The sequence below is a fragment of the Arachnia propionica genome, assembly GCF_003859805.1.
Taxonomy (GTDB): domain Bacteria; phylum Actinomycetota; class Actinomycetes; order Propionibacteriales; family Propionibacteriaceae; genus Arachnia; species Arachnia propionica_C.
In genome coordinates, this window is record NZ_RQZG01000015.1 from 68684 (window position 1) to 90940 (window position 22257).

At 67.7% G+C, this 22257-nt stretch carries 21 protein-coding genes; 5 read left to right on the forward strand and 16 right to left on the reverse strand.

Annotated elements, in window-relative coordinates:
• Positions 1–175 precede the first annotated feature (175 nt).
• Together EII34_RS12175 and EII34_RS12180 are read left to right on the forward strand one after the other, a co-directional pair.
• Complete coding sequence (locus tag EII34_RS12175) at positions 176–1234, forward strand: SH3 domain-containing protein (RefSeq protein ID WP_124845434.1); 1059 nt, start codon at positions 176–178, stop codon at positions 1232–1234.
• Positions 1235–1293: 59 nt separating this feature from the next.
• Positions 1294–4683, forward strand: coding sequence for a hypothetical protein (locus tag EII34_RS12180; protein ID WP_124845435.1), 3390 nt, complete (start codon positions 1294–1296; stop codon positions 4681–4683).
• Between the two features lie 491 nt (positions 4684–5174).
• On the opposite strand, the gene dprA is transcribed toward EII34_RS12180, so the two are convergent.
• The 4 genes from dprA to EII34_RS12200 all read right to left on the reverse strand — a co-directional run bounded on the left by dprA (position 5175) and on the right by EII34_RS12200 (position 9203).
• Positions 5175–6284, reverse strand: a complete 1110-nt coding sequence (gene dprA / locus EII34_RS12185; protein WP_124845436.1) for a DNA-processing protein DprA — start codon at positions 6282–6284, stop codon at positions 5175–5177.
• Positions 6284–7816, reverse strand: a complete 1533-nt coding sequence (locus tag EII34_RS12190; RefSeq protein ID WP_124845437.1) for a YifB family Mg chelatase-like AAA ATPase — start codon at positions 7814–7816, stop codon at positions 6284–6286. Before EII34_RS12190 ends, dprA begins: the two co-directional genes overlap by 1 nt.
• Positions 7813–8187, reverse strand: coding sequence for a YraN family protein (locus EII34_RS12195; RefSeq protein ID WP_124845438.1), 375 nt, complete (start codon positions 8185–8187; stop codon positions 7813–7815). The genes EII34_RS12190 and EII34_RS12195 overlap by 4 nt, the downstream gene beginning before the upstream one ends.
• A 74-nt stretch (positions 8188–8261) precedes the next feature.
• Positions 8262–9203 (reverse strand): endonuclease/exonuclease/phosphatase family protein, encoded by a 942-nt coding sequence (locus EII34_RS12200; protein WP_124845439.1) that lies wholly within the window; start codon positions 9201–9203, stop codon positions 8262–8264.
• 69 nt (positions 9204–9272) lie between these two features.
• Between EII34_RS12200 and EII34_RS12205 the strand changes: the two genes are divergently transcribed.
• Together EII34_RS12205 and EII34_RS12210 are read left to right on the forward strand one after the other, a co-directional pair.
• Complete coding sequence (locus EII34_RS12205) at positions 9273–10472, forward strand: NAD(P)/FAD-dependent oxidoreductase (protein ID WP_124845440.1); 1200 nt, start codon at positions 9273–9275, stop codon at positions 10470–10472.
• Positions 10473–10558: 86 nt separating this feature from the next.
• On the forward strand, positions 10559–12487 hold the full coding sequence (locus EII34_RS12210) for an alpha/beta hydrolase family protein (protein ID WP_221620294.1): 1929 nt from the start codon (positions 10559–10561) through the stop codon (positions 12485–12487).
• A 29-nt stretch (positions 12488–12516) separates the two neighbouring features.
• Here the strand turns inward: EII34_RS12210 and EII34_RS12215 are convergent, their stop codons facing one another.
• The 11 genes from EII34_RS12215 to rpsP all read right to left on the reverse strand — a co-directional run bounded on the left by EII34_RS12215 (position 12517) and on the right by rpsP (position 20503).
• A complete protein-coding gene (locus EII34_RS12215) occupies positions 12517–12828 on the reverse strand; it encodes a DUF2469 domain-containing protein (protein WP_124845442.1) in 312 nt (103 codons plus the stop codon).
• 36 nt (positions 12829–12864) lie between these two features.
• Complete coding sequence (locus tag EII34_RS12220; protein ID WP_124845465.1) at positions 12865–13554, reverse strand: ribonuclease HII; 690 nt, start codon at positions 13552–13554, stop codon at positions 12865–12867.
• The gene (gene lepB, locus EII34_RS12225) at positions 13551–14342 is read right to left on the reverse strand and encodes a signal peptidase I (protein WP_260425146.1); all 792 of its coding nucleotides are present in this window, start codon (positions 14340–14342) and stop codon (positions 13551–13553) included. The genes EII34_RS12220 and lepB overlap by 4 nt, the downstream gene beginning before the upstream one ends.
• A 76-nt stretch (positions 14343–14418) precedes the next feature.
• Positions 14419–14769 carry a 50S ribosomal protein L19 gene (rplS, locus tag EII34_RS12230; RefSeq protein ID WP_124845443.1) on the reverse strand — a complete coding sequence of 117 codons (351 nt, stop codon included), beginning with the start codon at positions 14767–14769 and terminating at the stop codon, positions 14419–14421.
• 206 nt (positions 14770–14975) lie between these two features.
• Positions 14976–15725 (reverse strand): succinate dehydrogenase/fumarate reductase iron-sulfur subunit, encoded by a 750-nt coding sequence (locus EII34_RS12235; RefSeq protein ID WP_124845444.1) that lies wholly within the window; start codon positions 15723–15725, stop codon positions 14976–14978.
• On the reverse strand, positions 15722–17722 hold the full coding sequence (locus EII34_RS12240; RefSeq protein WP_124845445.1) for a fumarate reductase/succinate dehydrogenase flavoprotein subunit: 2001 nt from the start codon (positions 17720–17722) through the stop codon (positions 15722–15724). The genes EII34_RS12235 and EII34_RS12240 overlap by 4 nt, the downstream gene beginning before the upstream one ends.
• An 8-nt stretch (positions 17723–17730) precedes the next feature.
• Positions 17731–18441, reverse strand: a complete 711-nt coding sequence (locus EII34_RS12245) for a succinate dehydrogenase cytochrome b subunit (RefSeq protein ID WP_260425147.1) — start codon at positions 18439–18441, stop codon at positions 17731–17733.
• A 132-nt stretch (positions 18442–18573) separates the two neighbouring features.
• On the reverse strand, positions 18574–19275 hold the full coding sequence (gene trmD / locus EII34_RS12250) for a tRNA (guanosine(37)-N1)-methyltransferase TrmD (RefSeq protein WP_124845446.1): 702 nt from the start codon (positions 19273–19275) through the stop codon (positions 18574–18576).
• Positions 19272–19787, reverse strand: a complete 516-nt coding sequence (gene rimM, locus EII34_RS12255; protein ID WP_124845447.1) for a ribosome maturation factor RimM — start codon at positions 19785–19787, stop codon at positions 19272–19274. Before rimM ends, trmD begins: the two co-directional genes overlap by 4 nt.
• Before the next feature lie 9 nt (positions 19788–19796).
• Positions 19797–20045, reverse strand: coding sequence for an RNA-binding protein (locus tag EII34_RS12260; protein ID WP_124845468.1), 249 nt, complete (start codon positions 20043–20045; stop codon positions 19797–19799).
• Between the two features lie 5 nt (positions 20046–20050).
• Positions 20051–20503, reverse strand: a complete 453-nt coding sequence (rpsP, locus tag EII34_RS12265) for a 30S ribosomal protein S16 (protein WP_124845448.1) — start codon at positions 20501–20503, stop codon at positions 20051–20053.
• A 194-nt stretch (positions 20504–20697) separates the two neighbouring features.
• Here rpsP and EII34_RS12270 point away from each other — a divergent pair, with 194 nt between their 5' ends.
• Entirely contained in the window at positions 20698–21042 is a 345-nt protein-coding gene (locus EII34_RS12270; RefSeq protein ID WP_221620295.1) for a metallopeptidase family protein, read from the forward strand.
• Positions 21043–21058: 16 nt separating this feature from the next.
• Here EII34_RS12270 and EII34_RS12275 read toward each other — a convergent pair whose 3' ends face one another.
• On the reverse strand, positions 21059–22225 hold the full coding sequence (locus EII34_RS12275; protein ID WP_124845450.1) for a S49 family peptidase: 1167 nt from the start codon (positions 22223–22225) through the stop codon (positions 21059–21061).
• Positions 22226–22257 lie beyond the last annotated feature (32 nt).

The following is a 22257-nucleotide window of genomic DNA, read 5'->3' on the forward strand; positions in this document are numbered from 1 at the left end:
AAGCAGTCGACGGACTTCGTCCTGAATACTGAGACGGCTCGGCACGGGCAGACCTCAACCTCGAGGTTCACTCGAGGGTTCTTCCACCCCTTGCCTTGAGCTCTGGCCCATGCGTGTCTAGCGTGACGACGACTCATCCAGGAGGGGGATCCCTGTGCACGTCATCACCCAGATCTTGAGAACCCTGCTTCGTCTGACCTCGGTCGCAGCACTCACCGCGATGCTGGTCGTCGTGGTGCCCGCAGTTCTACCGACCCACTCCGCAGCCGCAGCCGCCGGGGACACCGTCACGGCCCGCGCCAACGTCAACATCAGATCCGGACCGGGCACCCGGCACAGCAGGCTGGGGGTGCTGCGTGCCGGCGCCACGCTGCAGACCCGGGGAGCCGTGACCGATGGCTGGGTGCCGGTGGTCCACCGGGGGCGCTCCGCCTGGGTGTCCGCAGCCCACGTCCAGTTCTCCGGTACGACGGCGGCACCGACGACCGGGGGCACCGCAGGCCAGGCCCACACCACGACCAGACTCAACGTGCGACCCACACCCAGCACCTCGCGGCGTTCCCTCGGGGTCCTGGCCAAGGGTGCCCGCGTGAGCCTGACCGGCACCCGAAGTGGTGCCTGGACCCAGATCGCCTGGTCCGGACGCACCGCCTGGGTGGCGAGCCGCCACCTCAGCACCTCCGAGGGCACGCCAGCACCCGCCCCCTCCCCTGTCACGGCCCCGGCACCGGCCCCTGAACCGACGACCATCGGCACCCGTTGGGCGACGACCGAGTTGAACCTGTGGTTGGCCTCATCCGGTCGTTCGTTCAACGGCACGGTGCCCAAGGGGACTGAACTGAGGATCACCGGAACGGTGCGTCGAGGCCGGGCCGAGATCGTGTGGCGGGGTACGACCCGATGGGTGAGCGCGAAGTATCTCGTCGAGGCCCCACCCGGTTCGGCACAAGGAGGCGCCCAGACCTGCAAGGCCTCCTTCTACGGCGATGACACGGCGACGGCCTCCGGGGAGCCCTTCGACCGGTGGGCGATGAGGACCGCCCACAAGACCCTGCCCTTCGGTACCCGCCTCAAGGTGACCAATCCCGCCAACGGCAGGTCCGTGGTGGTGACGGTCAACGACCGCGGCCCCTACGTCGCCGGACGTTGCCTGGACCTGACCACCGGGGCCTTCAGCGAGATCGCGAATCCCGTGCAGGGTGTGGTCACGGTGACCTACGAGGTGTTGCGGTGAGACTGCTCGGAATGTGACCCCCGGATTCCAGTGGTTCGGTCGTGAAGCATAGTTGGGGCATGACCTCCGCCTCGGACATCGCCGCCATCAACCTACGCCTCCGGCTGCTGGACCTCCCGGTGCCCGCCTCGTCCTGGGACGAGACCGCGGCCGAACTCGTACGCCCCCTGCTCGCCCGCCAGCGCGAGCTCAACCGCCGCCTCTCGCATCGGCTGCCCGCAGTCGACGGTCGGATCCAGACCTTCCTCGACTCCTATCTGGAGGGCACCGGAACCTCACCGCAGCTGCCCCGCCAGACCTTCGTCCTGGACCAGCCGGGCCTGGCCCGGGTCCTGTCACTGCCTCTCGGCGGTGACACCTTCGCCTCGGAGTACCTGACCAGCTACCGCCTGGCCAACGGGGTTCTCCACAACCCGGCCAACGACCGCCGCACCACCAAGGGGGTGTTCCACGTCGCCGAGGGTGGCCTGCCGATCCAGGACGACAAGTTGGCCGTTCCCCGGGAGGTCTACGGACGTCTCCTGGAGCACGCCCTCAACCCGCCGAGCCGCACCATGACCCTGCCCTACACGGCGGGGCAGGACGAACCAGCCAACGCCTGGGTGTCGCTGCTGCTCCGTCCCGTCGTGGTTCCCGAGGTCCCCGGACAGTTCCGGGAACGCAGCCTGGAGATCCGGTTCTTCGCGCCCGGTACCCTCGTGTCGAACCTCGACTTCGTGGAGGGGATCTTCGGCAACGGCGGTGACCCCTACCTGCCGGACAATGACGCCTCACTGATGCCCCGGGCCTGGACCGGTCACACCGGTGCCGTGATACTCGCGCCGCACCTGACCCGGCTCACCAAGAAGGAGCTCGGGCTGCCCCACCACGACGACGCGACCCCGCGGCAGCGTCGAGACGGGATGTGCTGGAGCACACCGGACGAGCTGTACAACGACGGCCAGGCCTTCAAGGTGTGCGCCAGGGATGAGCGCGGCGTGATCGTCACCGTCATCGCGGACAACTACTTCGGCTACTGCAAGAAGGAGGTCAAGGCCCAGATCAGCTACGCCGCGAACCTGCTGGGTCTCGTGGAGGAGGAACACGCGGGAGGAGCCATCTGCTTCCCCTGCTACAACCTGGGCCAGCAGTTCACCGACAACTACGCCGACCCCAGCTACACCCTGGCCGACGTGGTGGCCCGTGATCCGCAGCGTTTCATCCCCCAGCCGGAGGGCCACGCCCTGGACCGCGAGAACCCGAACTTCGTCCTGGTTCCCGAGCGTTCCACGTACAGCCTGCGCACCCAGTCGGTGACCTGGGACCAGGATGGCCGCACGGGCTCCATCCCCTTGCGTGCGGACCGTACCTACGTCGGGCCGGACGGCTACCTGGTGCAGCTGCGTCACCTGGCCAGCGACGGTGCCCAGTGGACCCTCATCGGCACCGCCCCGACCGCCACCCACTGCCACAAGCCCGCGACGGTCTCCGGGGGTGGCAAGTCCGAGATCTCCAAGGCCATCACCGACGCCTTCATCACCGGCAACGCCTACGTGCGTGACTTCGACCAGGACATGGCCACGGTCACCGAGATCCTCGACCACGACTTCTCCATCCGGTTCAAGGACCCCTCACTGCACGGCCAGGACCAGCGCCCGGTGCTGTCGGACCAGCGTTCGGTCGGTTCCGTCATCAAGCTGCTGACCCCGTCGTCGGACTACAGCGACGACTACAACGCCTGGCTGGAGTCCATCCCGAACCACGTCAAGGAACTCGTGTTCGTGGTGAAACGGTTCTACCGACCCGAGTGGGGCGAGGACTGGGCCAGCCACTTCACCGTCGGCATCATCAACGGTCGGCAGGGCAGTTCCCTGCGTCTCGACGGTGAGAAGATCCACGTCAACATGCTGCGGGTCGGCTTCGCCCCCGATGGTTCCTGGCGACTGTTCGGGCTCCGACACGACTTCCACCCCGCATCGAAGATCCAGACGGAGGACGACATCACCGCGAGCATCGTGGTCCCACCCCAGGCCGCCGGTGCAGCGACCTCACGCAAGTTCGTGAAGAACTGCGAGAACCTGCTCTTCCAGCGCCCCGACGACGCGAAGCACCGCGGCTACGACAAGCAGGCCGAGTACGACATCGCCCAGCCCGGCACCTTCCTGTCGAACTTCGAACCCTTGGACCACAAGGCGGTTCGCGGCCTGGTGGACAATGCCATCGAGTTCAGCCAGTTCTCCCGTCCCATGCAGGACCTGCTGCGCGACTTCGCGGAGCAGGACACGCCCTCCCCGGCCTGGGTGGTCAGCTCGGCCCACACCCGGGTGGTGGGTGGCAAACGCTCGAAGAACCCTCGCTACCTGCAGACCCGTCCCGATGTGGCCGGTCCGGAACGCCTGGCCGCGGCAGAACTCGCGGCACGGCTGCACCGGAAGTTGCCGATGTCGCGGCCGCTGAAGCTCGCTGTCGACGTCGTCGCGGCGGGGCGCCGCAACAATGCCGCCGATGGTTCCGTGCCACCGCTGTGCGCCTACTCGCCGCTGCACTACATGGAGTTGCCTGAGCTGTTCATGGAGTTCATCAGTTCCATGACCGGCAAGTCCCCCTCCACCACGGGTGCCGGCTCCGAGGGGGCGATGACGAAGGGCCCGTTCAATGCGCTGCCATCCGTCTTCGACCTCAACGCGGCCTTCCTGTCGTTCGCCCTGACGGGGTATGACGGCTGGCTCTCCAGCGCGGGCGTCGTCGGCCCCCACGTGCGTGTGGACCATGACATCTCCCTGCTGGTGCCCGAGGTCTTCGCCCGGATGAGCCCCGAGGAACGGGACGCGGCCAACCTGATCGCCGAGGGGTGTCTGGAGCGCATCCAGGACTACGAGGCGGACGGTGACCTGATCCTCGCCTCCCGTCTGGGTTACCGGATGACCGAGAAGTTCGCCTCGAAGTACTTCGGCCGGATCTTCCTGCACCCCCACGCGGTGTTCACCCCTGAGATGTTGCGCCCCGAGCTGCAGGACCCCGCCGTGTTCGCCGACTCGGTGCGCACGATCTCCACCACCCATCGTCGGGTTGCCCAGACCTATCTCGATGATGGAACCGTGGAGCTGGCGGTGCCTCCGGTCAGGGCACTCCTCCAGATCATGGCGACCGGCACCACGGCTGACGGTCTCACCCTGGACGACGCCCCCTTCCGTGCCGGTTTCTCACGTGACTCGGTGCTGGCAGCGGACTGGTACGCCGACCGGGTCGCGGCCCTGCGGGACGTGGAGGTGGCACGGCTGGAACGCTCCCTGGCCGGGATCGACGACTTCACCTCCAGTGAGCTGCACCGTCCCACCGCGAACCGGTTGGGTCTCGCCGCACGTCGCGCCTCGGTGGTCTCCCGGATCAAGGAGCTGCAGGAGAACCAGGAGTTGTTGTGGGGCACCATCGGGCGTCAGGTGCAGTGGAGGGTCTCGGATCTCGACTAGCCTTCCGACATGGACAACCGGGGCTCACGCCTCTCGGTCTCCTCGGCTGGTTGCCACTCATCCACCGGGTGGGACCGGGTGCTCCTGACGGGCATCGGTGTCGGACTCACCCGTCGCCGGGCAGCTGGCAGGTGGGCAGCCCGGCAGCGGCGTTCCTCCCGATCTGCACCCGGGGGTCCTGCCCCATCCGACGGGAGTGTGGCTGCACCTGTTGCTGATCGGGGTCAGCGCCTCGGTGCTGGCCGACGGACGGTGGCGTCCGAGAGCCGCTGCCCTGCTGCCCGGCGTGGCCGTGCTGCCGAGGAGTCCCGGGTGCTCCCACGGGACTCCCGGGTGGTGCTCCACCCGGCGGGTGCCGACTTCGCGGCGCCCTTCATCGTCGTCGGTGCAGTGGACAAACGAGCCGCGGGTTCATCGACCTGCAGACCTCGGAGGATCACAGGGATTTGATCGACGCCCCACCCTGTTGATCACCGTGCTCCTCGTCGCCGTCACCCGGGCCTTCGCGGCAGACACCATCCTTCCTGCGTCTCCTCCAGCCATCCAAGCTCCACCAGTTCCGCAGCCGCCGCCATCACCGTCGGCACCGCCATCCCCGTGGCGGCCGACAGCTCCCCTGCCCCGGCCACCCCGCCACTGGGCACTGCCTCCCTGACGGCCCTCAGCTCGGAGCGGAGCAGTTCCAACGGTTCGGGTCTGCCGCGCAGGGGCTTCTCATCCACCGTCCCCAGGGGCGCCAGGAGCGTGACGACGTCATCAACCGTGGCCACCAGAGAGGCCGAGCCGTCACGGATCATGTGATGGGTGGCCACCGACAGGGAGGAGGTGATGGGCCCCGGCACCGCCATCAGGGTGCGTCCCAGCTCACCCGTCCAGGCAGCGGTGTTCCTGGCCCCGGAACGCGGCCCTGCCTCCACCACGACGGTACCGATGCCCAGGGCCGCGATGATGCGATTCCGGGCCAGGAAGCTGCCCCGGAGCGGATGCTGCCCCGGAGGCATTTCCGTCCAGACGGCGCCTCTGGCCTCGATCTGGGTCCGCAGCACCTGATGACTGGCGGGATACGTCCGATCGATCCCGGTCGCCATGACCGCCATGGTGTCGCCGCCCACGGCGAGTGCGGCACGGTGGGCGGCCGCATCGATCCCGAAGGCCATGCCCGAGACGATGCACCACCCGGCCTCGGCCAGGCCCGCTGCCAGTTCCTGCGTCGCGTGCATCCCGTACCCACTGGCGGCCCGTGCACCGACGACCGCAATGGTGCGGTTGACCGCAGGGGGGCTCAGGGGACCACTCACCCACACACCGAGAGGTCTCCCTCCCATGTCACCGACCCTGGCCTGGTCGAGAAGGTCGAGCCCGGGAGGCCACTCGTCGTCCCCCGGGATGATGAACCTGGCCCCGCTCAGCTCCGTCGCCTCCGCGAGTGCCTCCGGGATGACCGCGAGGGCCCGACGTCCCAGCGAGGTCGTCTCCCCCTGGCCCCGAAGCGTCTGCCAGACCTCCTCGGGGCCGTACTGGGCCACCAGTGCCGTGAATCGGGGATCCGCCACCTGGTTGAGGGCGCACAGCGCCATGCGGGCGAGCCGTTCCTGGTCCATCAGGCCGCCTTTCCCAGGGTCCCCAGCCGCATCGACATGGCGATGCGGAGGGAGTTCGTGGAGATGCGATCCTCACGCGCGAGGTCTGACACCGTCCAGGCAAGCCGGAGCACCTTGTCCACCCCTCGGGCGCTCAGCTGTCCACGTGCCAGGGCTTTTTCCAACGGGGAGATGTCATCGGGCAGGGGCAGCTCTCGGCGCAGGTGCGGTCCGGGCACCTCACCATTGGTGCGCCACGGGGTCGCGGCCAGTCGACGATGTTGTCGCTCCCGGGCCTCTGCCACCCGCTCCGCGATGGCGGCGCTGGACTCCGGGCTGCTCTCCGGGGTCACCACGATGCTCTGTCTGATGGGAAGCATGTGGTGACGGATGTCGATCCGGTCCATCACCGGGCCGGTGATCCGCTCCTGGTAGCGCCGCACCGTCACCGGGGCACAGGTGCACTCCTTCCCGACGACGCCTGAGAAACCGCACGGGCAGGGATTGGCGGCCAGCACCAGTTGGAAACTCGCCGGATAGCGCACCTGCCCGGTGGCCCGTCCGATCGTGACCCACCCGGATTCCAACGGGGTACGGAGGCTGTCGAGCACCCGGGTCCCGAACTCAGGGGCCTCGTCCAGGAACAGCACACCGCGATGGGCCAGTGAGATGGCCCCCGGCCTGACCATTCGGGCCCCACCACCGATGATCGCCGCCGCCGTCGAGGAGTGGTGCGGATCGGCGTACGGTGGTCGGAGCAACAGGCCTGAGCTGAGGTCCTCCCCGGCCAATGAGTGGAGGGCCGAGACCTCGACGGCCTCGTCCCCGTCCAGTGCCGGGAGGATTCCGGGAAGCCGGGAGGCCAGCATGGTCTTCCCCACACCCGGGGCACCGTGAAGGAACACGTGGTGCCGGCCGGCAGCGGCCACCTCCATGGCCCACCTGCCGGCGGCATGGCCATGGACGTCCCGGAAGTCCTTGTCCGGGGGCTCGGGCTCCTCGGGTGGCGGTGCCGTGCGTGACCACTCGGTCTCCTCGATCTCGCCACGCAACACGGCACACAGCTCCTGCAGACTGACCAGCGGGACCGCCTTGATGCCGGGCACGAGTGCGGCCTCGGCGGCCTGGCTGGCAGGAACGTAGGCCACCTCGAAACCCGCACGGAAGGCGGCCAGGAGCGCCGGCAGGATGCCCGGCACCCGTCGGACCCGGCCGTCGAGTCCCAGCTCTCCCCAGAACACGTGCTGCCGAGTGACGGTGGCCGGGACCTGACCGGTGACGGCCAGCTGCGCGACCGCGATCGCCAGGTCGTAGTGGGTTCCCGCCTTGGGCAGGTTCGCCGGGGTCAGGTTGATGGTGATCAATCCCGAGTGCCAGTCCAGCCCGGCACCGAGCACCGCGGCTCGCACCCGCTCCTTCGCCTGGGTGAGCGCGGCATCGGGCAGACCGACCAGGGCGATTCGGGGCAGCCCACCGCCCTTGGCGACCTCGACCTCGACCGGTTCGCCGTCGATCCCGATCAGGGCGACGGACCATGCTGAAGCGGTGATCATCCCTCGATCCCCTTCACGTGACGGAACCTGGGTTGCTGCCCCGGCTCCAGCAGCACCCCGATGGCATCGAGCCTGATGGCTGGGGCGCGCAGGCCGTGTTCGGTCAACCACAGCATGCAGAGCCGCCTCAGTTGGCGTTGCTTGCGCCAGGCCACCGCGTCCAGCGGGTCACCGAATCCCAACCCGGCCCGGGTCTTGACCTCCACGAAGACGAGCTGATCGGTCACCGGGTCGTGGGCGACGATGTCGAGCTCGCCCTCCCGGCAACGCCAGTTCCGGTCGATGACGGTCCACCCCAGCGCGGTGAGCCATTGCACCGCGAGGTCCTCGCCCCGGCGGCCCAGCGCATGAGGTCTGGTGAGTTGTCTCATGTTTGCCTCCTGTACCCATTACAGGCAGCAGGAGGCCCGAAGAACGTTTGTCCACAGGACCGCTCCGAACTCGTTCAGCCGATGACGTCGACGGTCACCAGGATCCCCTTGTGATCACTTCCCGTGACCGCCATGTGGGACGTCTCCCGTCCCTGGAGGCTCGGGCTCAGCAGACAGTGGTCGATCTGCGCAAAGGATGGGATCCGTCGCCCCACCGGCCAGGTGGGAACCCATTTCTCCCCGCTCGGGTGCATGCCCACACTCCCCAGCAACCGCATCGGGAAGTGGTCGGTGATGGCGTTGAAGTCGCCGATCAGGAGCAGGTTCTCATGACTGAACCGGCCAGCCAGTCGTGCCACCTCGGTGCCGCCCTGGGCCCAGGGTGTGGCACCGAACTGTGGCGGGGTGGAGTGGATGGCGCCGATGTGCCATGCGACGCCGTCGATCGTGGTGGTGGCGACGAAGTTGTGGAAGATGGTGTCGGCCTCGCCCACGATCTCGAGTGGGGTTCGGCTGAGCAGCATCGTCCCTCCGGCATCGGTGCGGGCCGACCCCACCCGATACGGATAACGGTCCAGCAACCCGGCGTCGCGGAGCCTGGTCTCGAAGTCAGGGGTGTACTCCTGGAAGGCCACCACATCCGCGTCGCCGTTGTCGATGTGCTGCGCCACCTGGGCCACGTCGGCACGGCCGAACTGCAGGTTGAGGGAGAACACGACGATCCCGGGAGCCGTCCGGCCCGCGTCCTCCGGGGCCGCCAGCCGCACGAACGGCAGCACCCACACGACGAGGACCGTGACCAGCACCACGACCCCGACGAGTTTCCAGCGACGCACCAGCAACAGGATGAGCCCGATGCCCACCGTGAGGCACGGCAACCAGAGGAACGGGATGAACGTGGCCACGTAGACGGCCAGCTCATGCCAGGTCTGGGAAGCAGGGACCAGCTTGAGGTAGAGCAGCACACAGACCGCCATCGCCGATGGGCCGGTGAGGATCCATCCAAGAGCACGCATGCAGAACAGGGTAGAGTGCGACGAGATCCGTCAGGCATCGCACCGCAGCGCACCACCCCGGGAGCACCCATGGACACCACTGGTACCACCACGGACGTCATCGTCGCCGGGCTCGCCGCAGCACAGGCCCTGCGGCAACATCACCGTGTGGTCGTCCTGGAGGCCTCCGATCACATCGGCGGCCGGATCACCACGACCGAGGTGGATGGTTTTCTCGTCGACCGCGGTTTCCAGGTGCTCAATCCCGCCTACCGACATCTCAGGACGGCTGTCGACCTCGGACGGCTGGGACTGCGGCCCTTTCCCCGCGCGGTACGGGTGCGCACCGATACCGGTCTGGTCGAGCTGGCAGATCCCACCCGTCGCCCCGGGGCGCTGCCCACCCTGCTGAGGTCCGGGTTGGTCAGCAGGGCTGACCTGGCGGCCGTGCGTCTGCTGACGAGGCTCGTGGGCAGGGACCTGACCCGCAAGGAGGCCTTCGACGAGGCCGGTTTCACCGGCCCACTGCGCCGCAGCGTCGTCGACCCCTTCCTCTCCGGCGTGGTCTGTGAACGGGACGGGAGCACGTCATGGCACCACACCGCCTGGTTGATCGGCAGGTTCATGGCCGGGACCCCGGGACTGCCCAGTGGTGGGATGCGCACCCTGCCACGCGTGATGGCGGAAGGACTCGAGGTGCTCCTGGACCATCGGGTCACCGGTGTGGATGCCACAACCGGGTCAGTACGACTCGGCACACGGGAGTTGCAGGCCCGTTGCGTGATCATCGCCGCTGGCCTCACCGGTTCAGCAGAGCTGACGAGAGATCCCGTTCCCCGGATGCACGGCACCCGCACCTTCTGGTTCGCAACACCTGATCCGCCCAGCGGGACCGCGGCCGTGCACGTCGACGGACGGGATCACCCCGGTGGGCAGGGCCCGGTGACGACGGCCTGCGTGGTCAGCAACGCGGCTCCCGAGTACGCACCCGCGGGTCAGCACCTGGTGGCAGCCCTCACCCTGACCGATGACGACGATCCCTCCGAGGAGGACACCAGACATCACCTGGGCGAGATCTTCGGTGTCAGCACCACCGGGTGGCGGTTGCTCGCCCGCCATGACGTTCCCGACACCCTCCCTGCCGTGCCGCCCGGACGCGTGGGTGGCGAGCTGGCCGCGCGCAGCGGGTGTGTCATCTCCTGCGGCGACCAGTTCGGCAATGCCTCCACCGACGGCGCCATCGCCTCGGGGCAGTACGCGGCACGTCTGGCCGACGAGTTCCTCCGGTGACCTCCGCTGCGGCCTGACTCGGGGCCACCGTCCGTGCGCCGGTCCGCCCCGGGGCGGGCGAGGTCCGGATGAGTAGCATGTCCGTCATGCGTCCGGAACACCTTGATCTCCTGCATTCCCTCTCCCGCCCCACCCTGCATCCCAGTGGCGAGTTCGCCGTCGTCGCGGTGAGCCACCCCAGCTTCGTCGTGGACGACTACGTGGGGCAGCTGTGGCGGGTGTCCCTGACCGGTGGACCCGCACGGCGGATCACCCGGGGACACCACGACTCCGCACCACGGTTCTCCCCCGACGGACGCCTCCTGGCCTTCCTGCGACGCGAGGCCGGCGCTCCCCCGCAGGTGTTCGTCGCCCCGGCCGAGGGCGGTGAGGCCGTGCAGGTCACCGACCAGAAACTCGGGGTGTCGGCCTTCGACTTCTCCGACGACTCCAGCCAGCTGGTCCTCATCTCCCGGGTCCCCGCCGAGGGGCGCTACGGCACGGTCGAGGACATCGATCCGGGGCATGAGGGTCCTCGCGCCTTCAGCGACTTCCAGACCCGTCACAACGGGCTCGGCTGGTTCCGTGACCGCCCTGCCCAGGTGTTCACCGTCCAGGTCCCGGACCCGCACGCGGAACCGGTCCTCGAGGCGCGCGGCCAGGGCAAGGCCCACGGCGTCGAGGTGCCCGCCCGGTTCCCGGAGCCGGTGCAGCTCACCGACGGGGACGTGGACTGGTCATCGCCCATCTTCGACGCCGACGGGTCAGTGCTGGCCTCGGCCAATCTCAAGGGGGACGACACCCTCGAGACCGAGCTGTGGCGGCTGCGCCCAGGGTCTGCCCCTGAGTCCCTGACCGCCGGGCTCGGGCTGGCCACCTCCGCCGCGACGCGCTCGGGTGAACACCTCTACCTCGCCGCTGCCCGGGTCGGGGCGGGGTTGGACTTCGTCGGCCATCACGACACCGTCTGGCTGTCCGGGAACCCGACACGTGAGCTCCTCGACGTCACCGTCGCGGGCGCCCCCGCTCCCTTGCCCGGTGGCCGGGTGATCGTTCCTGTGGCGCATCGTGGCTCCCAGCACGCCGTGGTCGTCGGGCCCGAACAGAGCACCACCGTCACGGATCCCACCTGGGACGTCGAGGCCGTCGCCACCGCTGGCGACACCGTGATCGCGACCGTCACCAGCGCAACGAGCACCGGAGAGCTCGCCGTGCTGCGCGAGGGCGCCTGGGATGTCCTCACCGACTTCTCGGCGGCGATGCCCGAGGTGGTGCTGCCGAAGGAGCTGGAGGCTCTCGCACCTGACGGCCACGCCGTCCACGGCTGGCTGCTGAAACCCTCGGGCAACGGTCCACACCCGGTGCTGCTCATGATCCACGGCGGCCCCTACCACGCCTACCGGCGCACCTTCTTCGACGAGGCACAGGTCGCCGTCGCTGCAGGGTACGCCGTGGTGATGTGCAATCCACGAGGCTCCTGGGGCTACGGCACGGAACACGGTCGTGCCATCAAGGGTGACATGGGCAACCTGGACATGGCCGATGTCCTGGCCTTCCTCGACCACTGCCTGGATCACGACCCCACCCTGGACCGAGCCCGACTGGGGATCATGGGCGGCTCCTACGGCGGCTACCTGACCGCCTGGATCATCGCCCACGACCACCGCTTCTCCGGGGCCATCGTGGAGCGTGGCTTCCTCGACACCTGGAGCTTCATCGGCTCCTCCGACATCGGCTGGTTCTTCCCCCAGGAGTACACCAGCTACGACCGAGCCGAAGCGGACCGGCAGTCCCCGATGAGCCACGCCCACCGGGTTCGGACCCCGACGCTGGTGATCCACTCCGAACAGGACCTGCGTTGCCCGCTGCACCAGGGGTTGCAGTACCACGCCCTGCTGAAGCAGGCCGGCGTCGAGGCCGAGATGCTGGTCTTCCCCGGCGAGAACCACGAACTGACCCGGACCGGCACACCGTGGCACCGGCGCCAGCGTTTCGAGGCGGTGATGGCGTTCTGGGCACGCCACCTCCCGGTCTGAGCCGCCATGCCGACCTCCAGGTGCCCGCCTCAGCTCTGGTCCGGCACCTGGAAGTCGGAGTGGGCGATCTCCTCGATGGAGACGTCGCGGAAGGTCAGGACCTTGGCGGACTTCACGAATCGGGCCGGACGGTACATGTCCCACACCCAGGCATCCCCCATCGACACCTCGTAGTACACGTCACCACCCTCGGTGCGGACCTTCAGGTCGACCGCATTGCAGAGGTAGAAACGTCGCTCCGTCTCCACCGCGTAGTTGAAGATGCTGACGACGTCCTTGTACTCGTGGTAGAGGTCAAGCTCCAGCTTGCTCTCGTACTGCTCAAGGTCTTCGGCGCTCATGGTGCCTCCACTCTGGACGTTCGTGTCGGTGCGCGGTCAGCGCGAGGGCGTCTCGTGCACGGTGCCGACGGTTCGGATCACCTGATCCGCCGCACCGCTGCCCGGATCGACATTAACAGACCCCTTGGCCGCATCCGCGGCACACGAGTAGCTCATCCGGTGGATGTCACTCGGGCCGAGCTCTGCCAGTGCCTGCAGATGGGCCTGGGTGCAGTACCCCTTGTGCCCGGCCAACCCGTAGCCGGGGTGGTCGGCGTCATGGGCCACCATGATGGCGTCCCTGGTCACCTTCGCGACGATGGATGCCGCGCTGACGCAGGCCGCCACCTTGTCCCCCTTCCACATCCCGAGCCCAGGCACCCCGAGCCCGTCGACGGGGAACCCGTCGGTGAGGACGAAGGCAGGACGAACCGCAAGTCTTGCGACGGCACGCCGCATCCCCTGGATGTCGGCCTCGTGCATCCCCAGGGCGTCACACTCGGCCGGTTCCACCCGCACCCAGGACACCGCCAGGGCGCGTTCGAGGATCAATGCGTGGAGCTGCTCCCGCCGCTTGGTGGACAGTCTCTTGGAGTCATCCAGACCGGGGATCGGGTTCGCCGGATCGAGGATCACCGCTGCCGCGACGAGGGGGCCAGCACATGCCCCTCGTCCGGCCTCGTCGACTCCCGCCACGGGGACCAGACCGACCTGTCCCAGCAGCGCCTCGTAGTCGTCCGGATTCAGCACCCGGGTGGCGCCTCGATGATGATGGCCTTGTCCGGTGGTGAGTCCTCGGGGGCCGGAACTGTGCTGTAGGTCTGTGGCACTCGGAACGTCGCCAGCCGGTCGAGTGGCGCGACGACGGACACGGCCGCCCCCACCACCTTGTTCGTGGGAACGAAGGCCGCCGATCCTTGGTTTCCGTCCGGCCCTGCCTGTTCCAGGCGACACCTGGAGTCCGCGGAGGAGTTCCGATGATCGCCCATGACGAACACGTGGTCCTTCGGTACCACGACGTCGAAGGTCACGCTGGAGGGGGCCACCTGCACCCCGGACTCGGTGTAGAGGTAGCTGGACTCGTCGAGCGCCACCCCGTTGACCGAGACCGCCCCTTCGGCGGTGCAACACTTGACCCGGTCCCCGGGCATCCCGATCACACGCTTGATGAGGTACTCCTCACCGGAGTTGGGAAGCACGCCGACGAACTCCAACGCCTGCTCCACCGGGGTGGACTCCTTCTCGGTCGCCGGCAGCCAGGTTCCCGGATCGGCGAAGACCACCACGTCACCGCGCTGGAAACCACCGAACTTGGACACCAGGACACGATCCCCGATCTGGAGGGTGTTCTCCATGGAGCCACTGGGAATCACGAACATCTGGGCGACGAAGCTCCGCAGCAACGTCGAGATGATCAGGGCACCGACGACGATGACCGCGATCTCTCCCAGACCGCCGAGCACTCTGCGCCCCAGCGACCTCGGGCGCCGGGTCTTCTCGACATTCTCCTGTGCGTTCTCCGTCGCCTCGGTCACGCTTTCTCCTCACACACCATGAAAACGGCCCGCGCCGTCGGGGAACACCCTACCGGCGCGGGCCAAGAACGAGCACTCAGGCCCGCTTCTCCTTGATCTTCGCAGCCTTGCCGCGAAGCCCACGCAGGTAGTAGAGCTTCGCGCGACGGACATCACCGCGACGCTCCACCTCGATCTTCTCGATGATGGGGCTGTGCAGCGGGAAGGTGCGCTCGACCCCCACGCCGAAGCTGATCTTGCGCACGGTGAAGGCCTCCTGCACTCCCCCGGCGTTGCGCGCGATGACGACACCGGCGAACACCTGGATACGGGAACGGTTGCCCTCGATGACCCGCACGTGGACCCGCACGGAGTCGCCTGCGCGGAACTCGGGCACGTCGGTGCGCAGCGAGGCCTCGTCGATGGCCTTGATGATCGGATTGGTCATGATCGTCCTCGTCGGTGCCACAGGACACCGCGGTAGTCGTGGGCCGCCACGCACCGAACGATCCCCCTGTGGCAGGAGTCGACGCGTGATGGGTCGTCCTCACGGACAACGGCATCCAAGTATGCCATCCCGGCCCGGTCAAAGGCCAACGCGGGGCGCCGGTGACCCGACGCCCCGCGAGGGTGGCTGAACTGACCCGAACGGGCCTACTTGCCGTCTCCCTTGAACAACGACTTGATGAGGTCGCGGTTCAGCTGGGAGATGGACTCCAGCGGGATGCCCTTCGGGCACACCGCGGCGCACTCACCGATGTTGGTGCAGTTGCCGAACCCCTCCTCGTCGTGCTGGGCGACCATGGCCTTGACACGACGGTAGCGCTCCGGCTGGCCCTGGGGCAGCATCGCGAGGTGCGTGATCTTGGCGGAGGTGAACAGCATGCCGGAGGAGTTCGGGCAGGCCGCCACGCAGGCCCCGCAGCCGATGCAGGTGGCATTGTCGAACGCCTTGTCGGCCTCCCGCTTCGGGGCGGGGGTGGCGTGGGCATCGGGTGCGGAACCCGTGTTCGACGAGATGTAGCCACCGGAGGCGATGATCCGGTCAAGGGCCGTGCGGTCGACCGCGAGGTCCTTGATGATCGGGAATGCCCCGGCCCGCCAGGGCTCGATCTCGATGGTTGCACCGTCGGCGAAGGAACGCATGTGGAGCTGGCAGGTGGTGGTGGCGGAGCCGCCATGGGCGACCCCGTTGATCACCACGCCACACATGCCGCAGATGCCCTCACGGCAGTCGTGGTCGAAGGCCACGGGTTCCTTGTTCTCCGCGGTGAGCTGCTCGTTGAGCATGTCCAGCATCTCGAGGAAGGACATGTCCTCGGAGACGTTGTCGAGGTGGTAGTCGACCATCTGGCCGGTCGCGTTGGGACCGGCCTGGCGCCAGATGCGCAGCTTGAGCTTCACTTGTAACTCCGTTGCTTCAGTTCGATTGCCTTGTAGACGAGGGGCTCGCGGTGCAGCACCGGTTTGGCCCCCTCACCGGTCCACTCCCACGCGGCCACGTAGAGGAACTCGTCGTCGTGCCGCAGGGCCTCGCCCTCCTCCGTCTGGGACTCGGCGCGGAAGTGACCACCGCAGGACTCACGGCGGTGCAGGGCGTCGATGCACATCAGCTCGCCCAGCTCCATGAAGTCGGCGACACGGCCGGCACGTTCGAGGGCCTGGTTGAAGTCCTCGTTGACGCCGGTGACACGCACGTTGTTCCAGTAGTCCTCACGCAGCCTGCGGATCAGCTCGATGGCCTTCTTCAGCCCGGCCTCCGTACGCTCCATGCCGCAGTACTCCCACATGATCTGGCCCAGCTCCTTGTGGAAGGAGTCGACCGACCGGGTGCCCTGGATGCTGAGGAGACGGTTGATCCGCTCCTTCGCCGAAGCCACTGCTGCGACGACCTCGGGGTGGTCGTTCGAGAGCTTCTCGAACGGCGCCCCGGCCAGGTAGTCGTTGATGGTGTTCGGCAGCACGAAGTAGCCGTCGGCCAGGCCCTGCATCAGGGCGGAGGCGCCGAGCCGGTTCGCACCGTGATCGGAGAAGTTGGCCTCGCCGCAGACGTACAGACCGGTGATCGAGGACTGGAGGTCGTAGTCCACCCACAGCCCACCCATGGTGTAGTGCACCGCAGGGTAGATGCGCATCGGCACCTCGTAGGGGTTCTCACCGGTGATCTGCTGGTACATGTCGAACAGGTTGCCGTACTTCTTCTCGACGGCGTCCTTGCCCATCCTGTTGATGGCGTCGGAGAAGTCCAGGTAGACACCGCGACGCACCTGCTTGGTGGTGCCGTCAGGCTGCTTCTCCGCGACGGCGGGACCGACACCACGGCCCTCGTCACACATGTTCTTCGCCTGACGGGAGGCGATGTCACGGGGCACCAGGTTGCCGAATGCCGGGTAGATGCGCTCCAGGTAGTAGTCGCGCGCCTCCTCGGGGATCTGGCGGGGGTCCTTGGAGCAGTCCTCGGCCTTCTTCGGCACCCAGATGCGACCGTCGTTGCGCAACGACTCGGACATCAGGGTCAGCTTGGACTGGGTGTCGCCGTGCACCGGGATGCAGGTCGGGTGGATCTGCGTGTAGCAGGGGTTGCCGAAGTAGGCACCCTTGCGGTGGGCACGCCACACGGCCGTCGCGTTGCAACCCATCGCGTTGGTGGACAGGAAGAACACGTTCCCGTAGCCGCCGGTGGCCAGCACGACCGCGTCGGCCGTCCACGCCTCGACCTTCCCGTTGACCATGTTGCGGGTCACGATGCCGCGGGCGCGGCCGTCGACGACGATCAGTTCGATCATCTCGTGACGCGGGTACATCTTGACCGTCCCGGCCTCGACCTGGCGCTCCAGCTGCTGGTAGCAGCCGATGAGGAGCTGCTGGCCGGTCTGGCCACGGGCGTAGAAGGTGCGCTGCACCTGCACGCCACCGAAGGAACGGGTGTCCAGCAGGCCGCCGTACTCACGGGCGAAGGGAACTCCCTGGGCCACGCACTGGTCGATGATGTTCGCGGACACCTCGGCCAGCCGGTACACGTTGGTCTCACGGGCGCGGTAGTCACCGCCCTTGACCGTGTCGTAGAACAGCCGGTGGGTGGAGTCGTTGTCGTTGCGGTAGTTCTTCGCAGCGTTGATGCCACCCTGGGCGGCGATCGAGTGGGCCCGGCGTGGGCTGTCCTGGTAGCAGAAGTTGAGGACGTTGTAGCCCGCCTCGCCGAGGGTCGCAGCAGCTGCACCACCGGCCAGACCGGTACCGACGATGATGACGCTCAGCTTGCGACGGTTGGCCGGGTTGACCAGCTTCGCCTGGAACTGGCGGGTCTTCCAGACCTTGTCGATCTCGACCTGGGGGGCCTTGGTGTCGGCGATGTCTCCGCCGTCGGCCCAGTACATGTTCTCAATGGTGGGGGTCGTCATGGTGGTACTCACTTCAGGATTCCGAAGGCAACGGCCAGGGGCATGATCATGAAGCCGATGTACAGGACGACGGCGACGAAGATCGCGATGTAGTTGAGCCACGTGCGGCCCTTGGCGGAGACGTTGGCCCCGAGGGTCGCGAATGCGCTCCACAGACCGTGCCGGATGTGCATGCAGATCAGCACCATGCACACGGCGTAGAAGGCGAGGATCCACCACTGCTGGAACCCGGCGAGCACCATCGTGTGCGGGTGGTGACCGTCACCACCGAGGATGCCGGGGACGATGGTGAACTGGATCAGGTGGAAGATCACGAAGAGCAGGATGATGACGCCGCCCCAGCGCATGGTGCGCGCGGAGTAGGTCTGGGCCTGGCGCTTGGTCACCTGGTACTTGTCGCCCCGGTTCTTGATGGTCATGGCCGACAATGTCGCGGCCGACCAGATGTGCAGGCCGATCGCGGCGAGCAGCCCGAAGCGGAAGATCCAGATGAAGGTGCCGGCCGGCAGGATCGGGGCCAGGAGGCCTCCGTCCGGGGTGGCACCCTTCAGCCAGTGCGCATAGTGATCGAAGGCCTCATAGCCCAGGAACATCTTGAGGTTGCCGTACATGTGGACGAGCAGGAACGCGATCATGATCAGGCCCGTGACAGCCATGATGGCCTTCCGGGTGACCGTGGAGCGAACCGCCCGCTGATGGGTCGTAAGTGTTGTTGCCACGAGGTCACTCTAGCTGCCCGATCCGGCTCACGTCGCGGGGGGCTGGCAATTTGCTACACAGTGTCGTGAAACAGCCTGAAATCGCGTCTTTCTAGGGCATTTACGCAAATCAAGGGGTGCGAAATTGGGGATTCAACGCTCATCGTCGAGCAGGTCGGGACGCCTGCTCCGGGTGCGCTCCATGGCCTGCTCGTGACGCCACCGGGCGATGGCCCCGTGGTTGCCGCTGAGCAGGATCTCGGGCACCTGTCGCCCCCTCCAGACCGGAGGTTTGGTGTAGTTCGGGTACTCCAGCAACCGATGTCCCGGGGCGTGGGACTCCTCCACCAGGGAGTCGGGATTGCCGAGCACCCCCGGCAGCAGTCTGACGACGGCCTCGGTGATGGCCAGCACCGCCACCTCACCCCCGTTGAGCACGTAGTCGCCCAGGCTCACCTCGATGAGTTCGTACCGCTCGGCACAGTGGTCCAGCACCCGTTGGTCGATGCCCTCGTAGCGTCCGCAGGCGAAGACCAGCCGGGGGCGTGTCGCCAGGTCGTGGGCGAGGGCCTGCGTGAAGGGGGTCCCGGTCGGGGTGGGGACGACGACGCACATCTGCTGGGGGGGTGCCGCCTCCAGCGCGTCGAGGGCCTCCCCCCAGGGCTCGGGTTTCATCACCATGCCCGCTCCCCCACCGTAGGGGGTGTCGTCGGTGGTGTGGTGCCGGTCATGGGTCCAGGCCCTCAGGTCGTGGACCACGAGGTCGACCAGACCGGATCTGATGGCCTTGCCCACCAGCGACAGGCGCAGCGGCTCCAGGTACTCGGGGAAGATCGTGACGACGTCGATCCTCATCCCTGCTCCAACAAGCCCTCGATGTCGGCCACCTGGACGAACCCCTCGGTGAGGTCCACCACCGGGACGAGTTCCTTGACGAAGGGCACCAGCGCGTCGCCGTGTGAGGTCCGCACCGACAGGCAGTCCTGCGCGGGCAGGTGCAGCACCTCGGTGATGGTCCCGACCCCGTGACCGGCGGCGTCACGCACCTGCAGCCCCACCAGCTGGCGGTCGAAGTACTCCTCGGGTTCACTCGGCAGCTCGTCGACGGGAACATCCACCAGCAGCCGTTCCCCACGCAGCTTCTCGACGGCGGTGCGGTCCGGATGCCCCCGGAAGGCCACGATGAGCCGCCCTCGGTCCCACCGCACCCGCTCGACCTGGAGCACCTGGCCGCAGGACAGACGAAGCCCGGACCCCGGTGTGAACCGGCGTCCGGGCTCATCGGTGCGCACATCGACGTGGACGTCACCGCGGATGCCGTGAGCCCTGCCCACGACACCGACGATGACCTCGGTCAGATCACTCAAGGCCGTGGCTCAGCGACGACGCGGCCGGTCGACGTCCACGAAGTCGACCCGAACCTGCTCGTTCCCGGCCAGGGCGGTGACGACGGTGCGCAGTGCAGTGGCGGTACGTCCCTGCCGACCGATGACCTTGCCGATGTCCTCCGGGCTCACCCGGACCTCCAGGAGGCGACCGCGACGCAGGTCCTTGTCACGCACGGTCACGTCGTCAGGGTTGGCGACGATCCCGGCGACGAGGTGCTCAAGGGCATCGGCCAGCATGCTGCTCACGCCTCGGCGGCCTCGTCGTCGGCGGCCTCCTCGGCCGGGGCGTCAGCCTTCTTGGCGGCCTCCTCCTCGGCCTTCTTCCTGGCCTTGGAGATGGCGGGGGCGACGGCGTCGCTGTCCTCGGCCAGGGCCTTGGCGAACTCTGCCTCCCGGTCACGCGGCTCGGGCTGCGGGTCGATCCCTGCCGGGGTGGTGTCCCCGGTGAACTTCTGCCAGTCACCGGAACGCTTCAGGATCGCGATCACGGCCTCAGTCGGCTGGGCGCCCACGGACAGCCAGTACTGGGCGCGCTCGGAGTTGACCCTGATGACCGAGGGATCGTTCTTCGGATGGTAGATGCCGATCTCCTCGATCGCCTGGCCGTCCCGCTTGACGCGGGAGTCCATCACGACGATGCGGTAGTGGGGTGAGCGGATCTTGCCGAGCCGCTTCAGACGAATCTTGGTAGCCACTGGTGTGGGTTCTCCTGTGTGTGAGGTCTGGGTCCAGACGAGTTGGGTGGTTGGCCGCAGATGTGTGGGGCACACCGACGGTTCACCGGGTTCAACCATGCTCGCCGGGGTGAGAGGGCGCCAGCGACAGGTGCTGGGACATTCTGCCAGAAGATGCCTGCTCCGCCCAAGCCGGGATGCGTATCATCGAGCACGTGGAGATCAGTGAGGACGATTTCGAGGCCCTGGTCGGGGAGGCCCTGGAGAGTCTCCCGGCCGAGCTGCTGGACGGGCTCGACAACGTCGTGATCGTGACGGAGGACGAGCCGGAGGACGGTTCCGACACCCTGGGGGTCTACGAGGGCACCGCCCTGACCGAGCGTGACTCGTCCTGGTTCGGCTCCCTGCCGGACCGGGTGGTGCTGTTCCGCGGGCCGCTGTCGCGCATGTGCCGGGACGAGGATGAGCTCCACGAGGAGATCGTGATCACACTGGTGCACGAGATCGGACACTTCCACGGGATCGACGAGCAACGGCTGCACGACCTGGGGTGGGGATGACCGAGGGGGCGATCGTTCAGCCACACACCGCCCGGACGTCCCCGGCGTAGACCAGCGGCTGGGTGGCGGCACACAGGCTCGGGGAGACGACGGCCCCCTGCCCGAGCTCCGACAAGGGCTGTGAGGCACCCCAGGCCCGTTTGGCCCCGAGCAGCTCCTGGAAGGCCGTGGGTTTGCCCACCGCCTCCACCACGGTGTCCGCCGGGTCGAGCCCTGCCGTGGTGGCCGCGTGCCGGAAGAACTCGTCGCGTCCCATCACCTTGTCCGCCAGACCATTGGCGACTGCCTCCTGAGCATTGAAGATGTAGGCCCCCAGCTCGTCGCGGATGACCTGCTCGGGGATCCCCCGATGGGTGGAGACGTGGGAGACGAAGTTCTGGTACTCACCATCGATGAGGATCTGCATCCGGGCGATCTCCTCCTCGGTGGCGGCCCGGTACGGGTTCCCGTAGTCCTTGCCGGTTCCGGCGGTGATGTACCGCTGGGTGATCCCTCCCGTGGTCGTGACCCCGGGGACGAGGAGTGTGCCACTGGTGGCCACCACGTCACGGTACTCGGTGAGAGGCCCCATGATGACCCCGATGCTGCCCATCATGGCCCCGTGGTCGGCGATGATCTCGGTGGCCGTCGCGGTGGAGTACACCCCACCCGAGGCGGCCATCCCCTCCACGTGGACCAGCACCGGGCCTCCGGTGCGCTCCTTGTAGCGCACGATGGCATCACTGATGGCCTTCGAGCCCGGGATGGTCCCTCCGGGCGTGTTGACCAGCAGCACCACCCCGGAGGCGTCGGCCGTGGTCAGTTCGTCCAGCTGTGCTGCGACCTCGTAACCGTAGGTCCCGGCGGCCAGCAGACCACCCTCACTGGAGTCGGTGAGGATGGTCCCGCTGACCGTGATCGCGCGGAGCCTTCCCGAGGCCGTGGGGGAACCCCAGACGGTGTTGAGTGAGGTGCTGGCCCCACTCGGGGTGATGCTGTTCGCCACGAGCCCGACGGCGGCCAGCATGAACAGCCCGGAGACGATGGTGAGCACGAGACCACCGGCCATGAGTCCCAGTCCGATCCCGGTACCGAGCCCGAGGCCGTTGCGGAACCCGGGGCGTCTGTTCTCCGTGACGGGAACGGGCATGGCCGGTGGCGGGTAGTACGGGGAGGTGGGCTGGGCGTCATCTGGCTGGGTCATGGCACCAGTCAACCATGCCCGGGTGATGACGT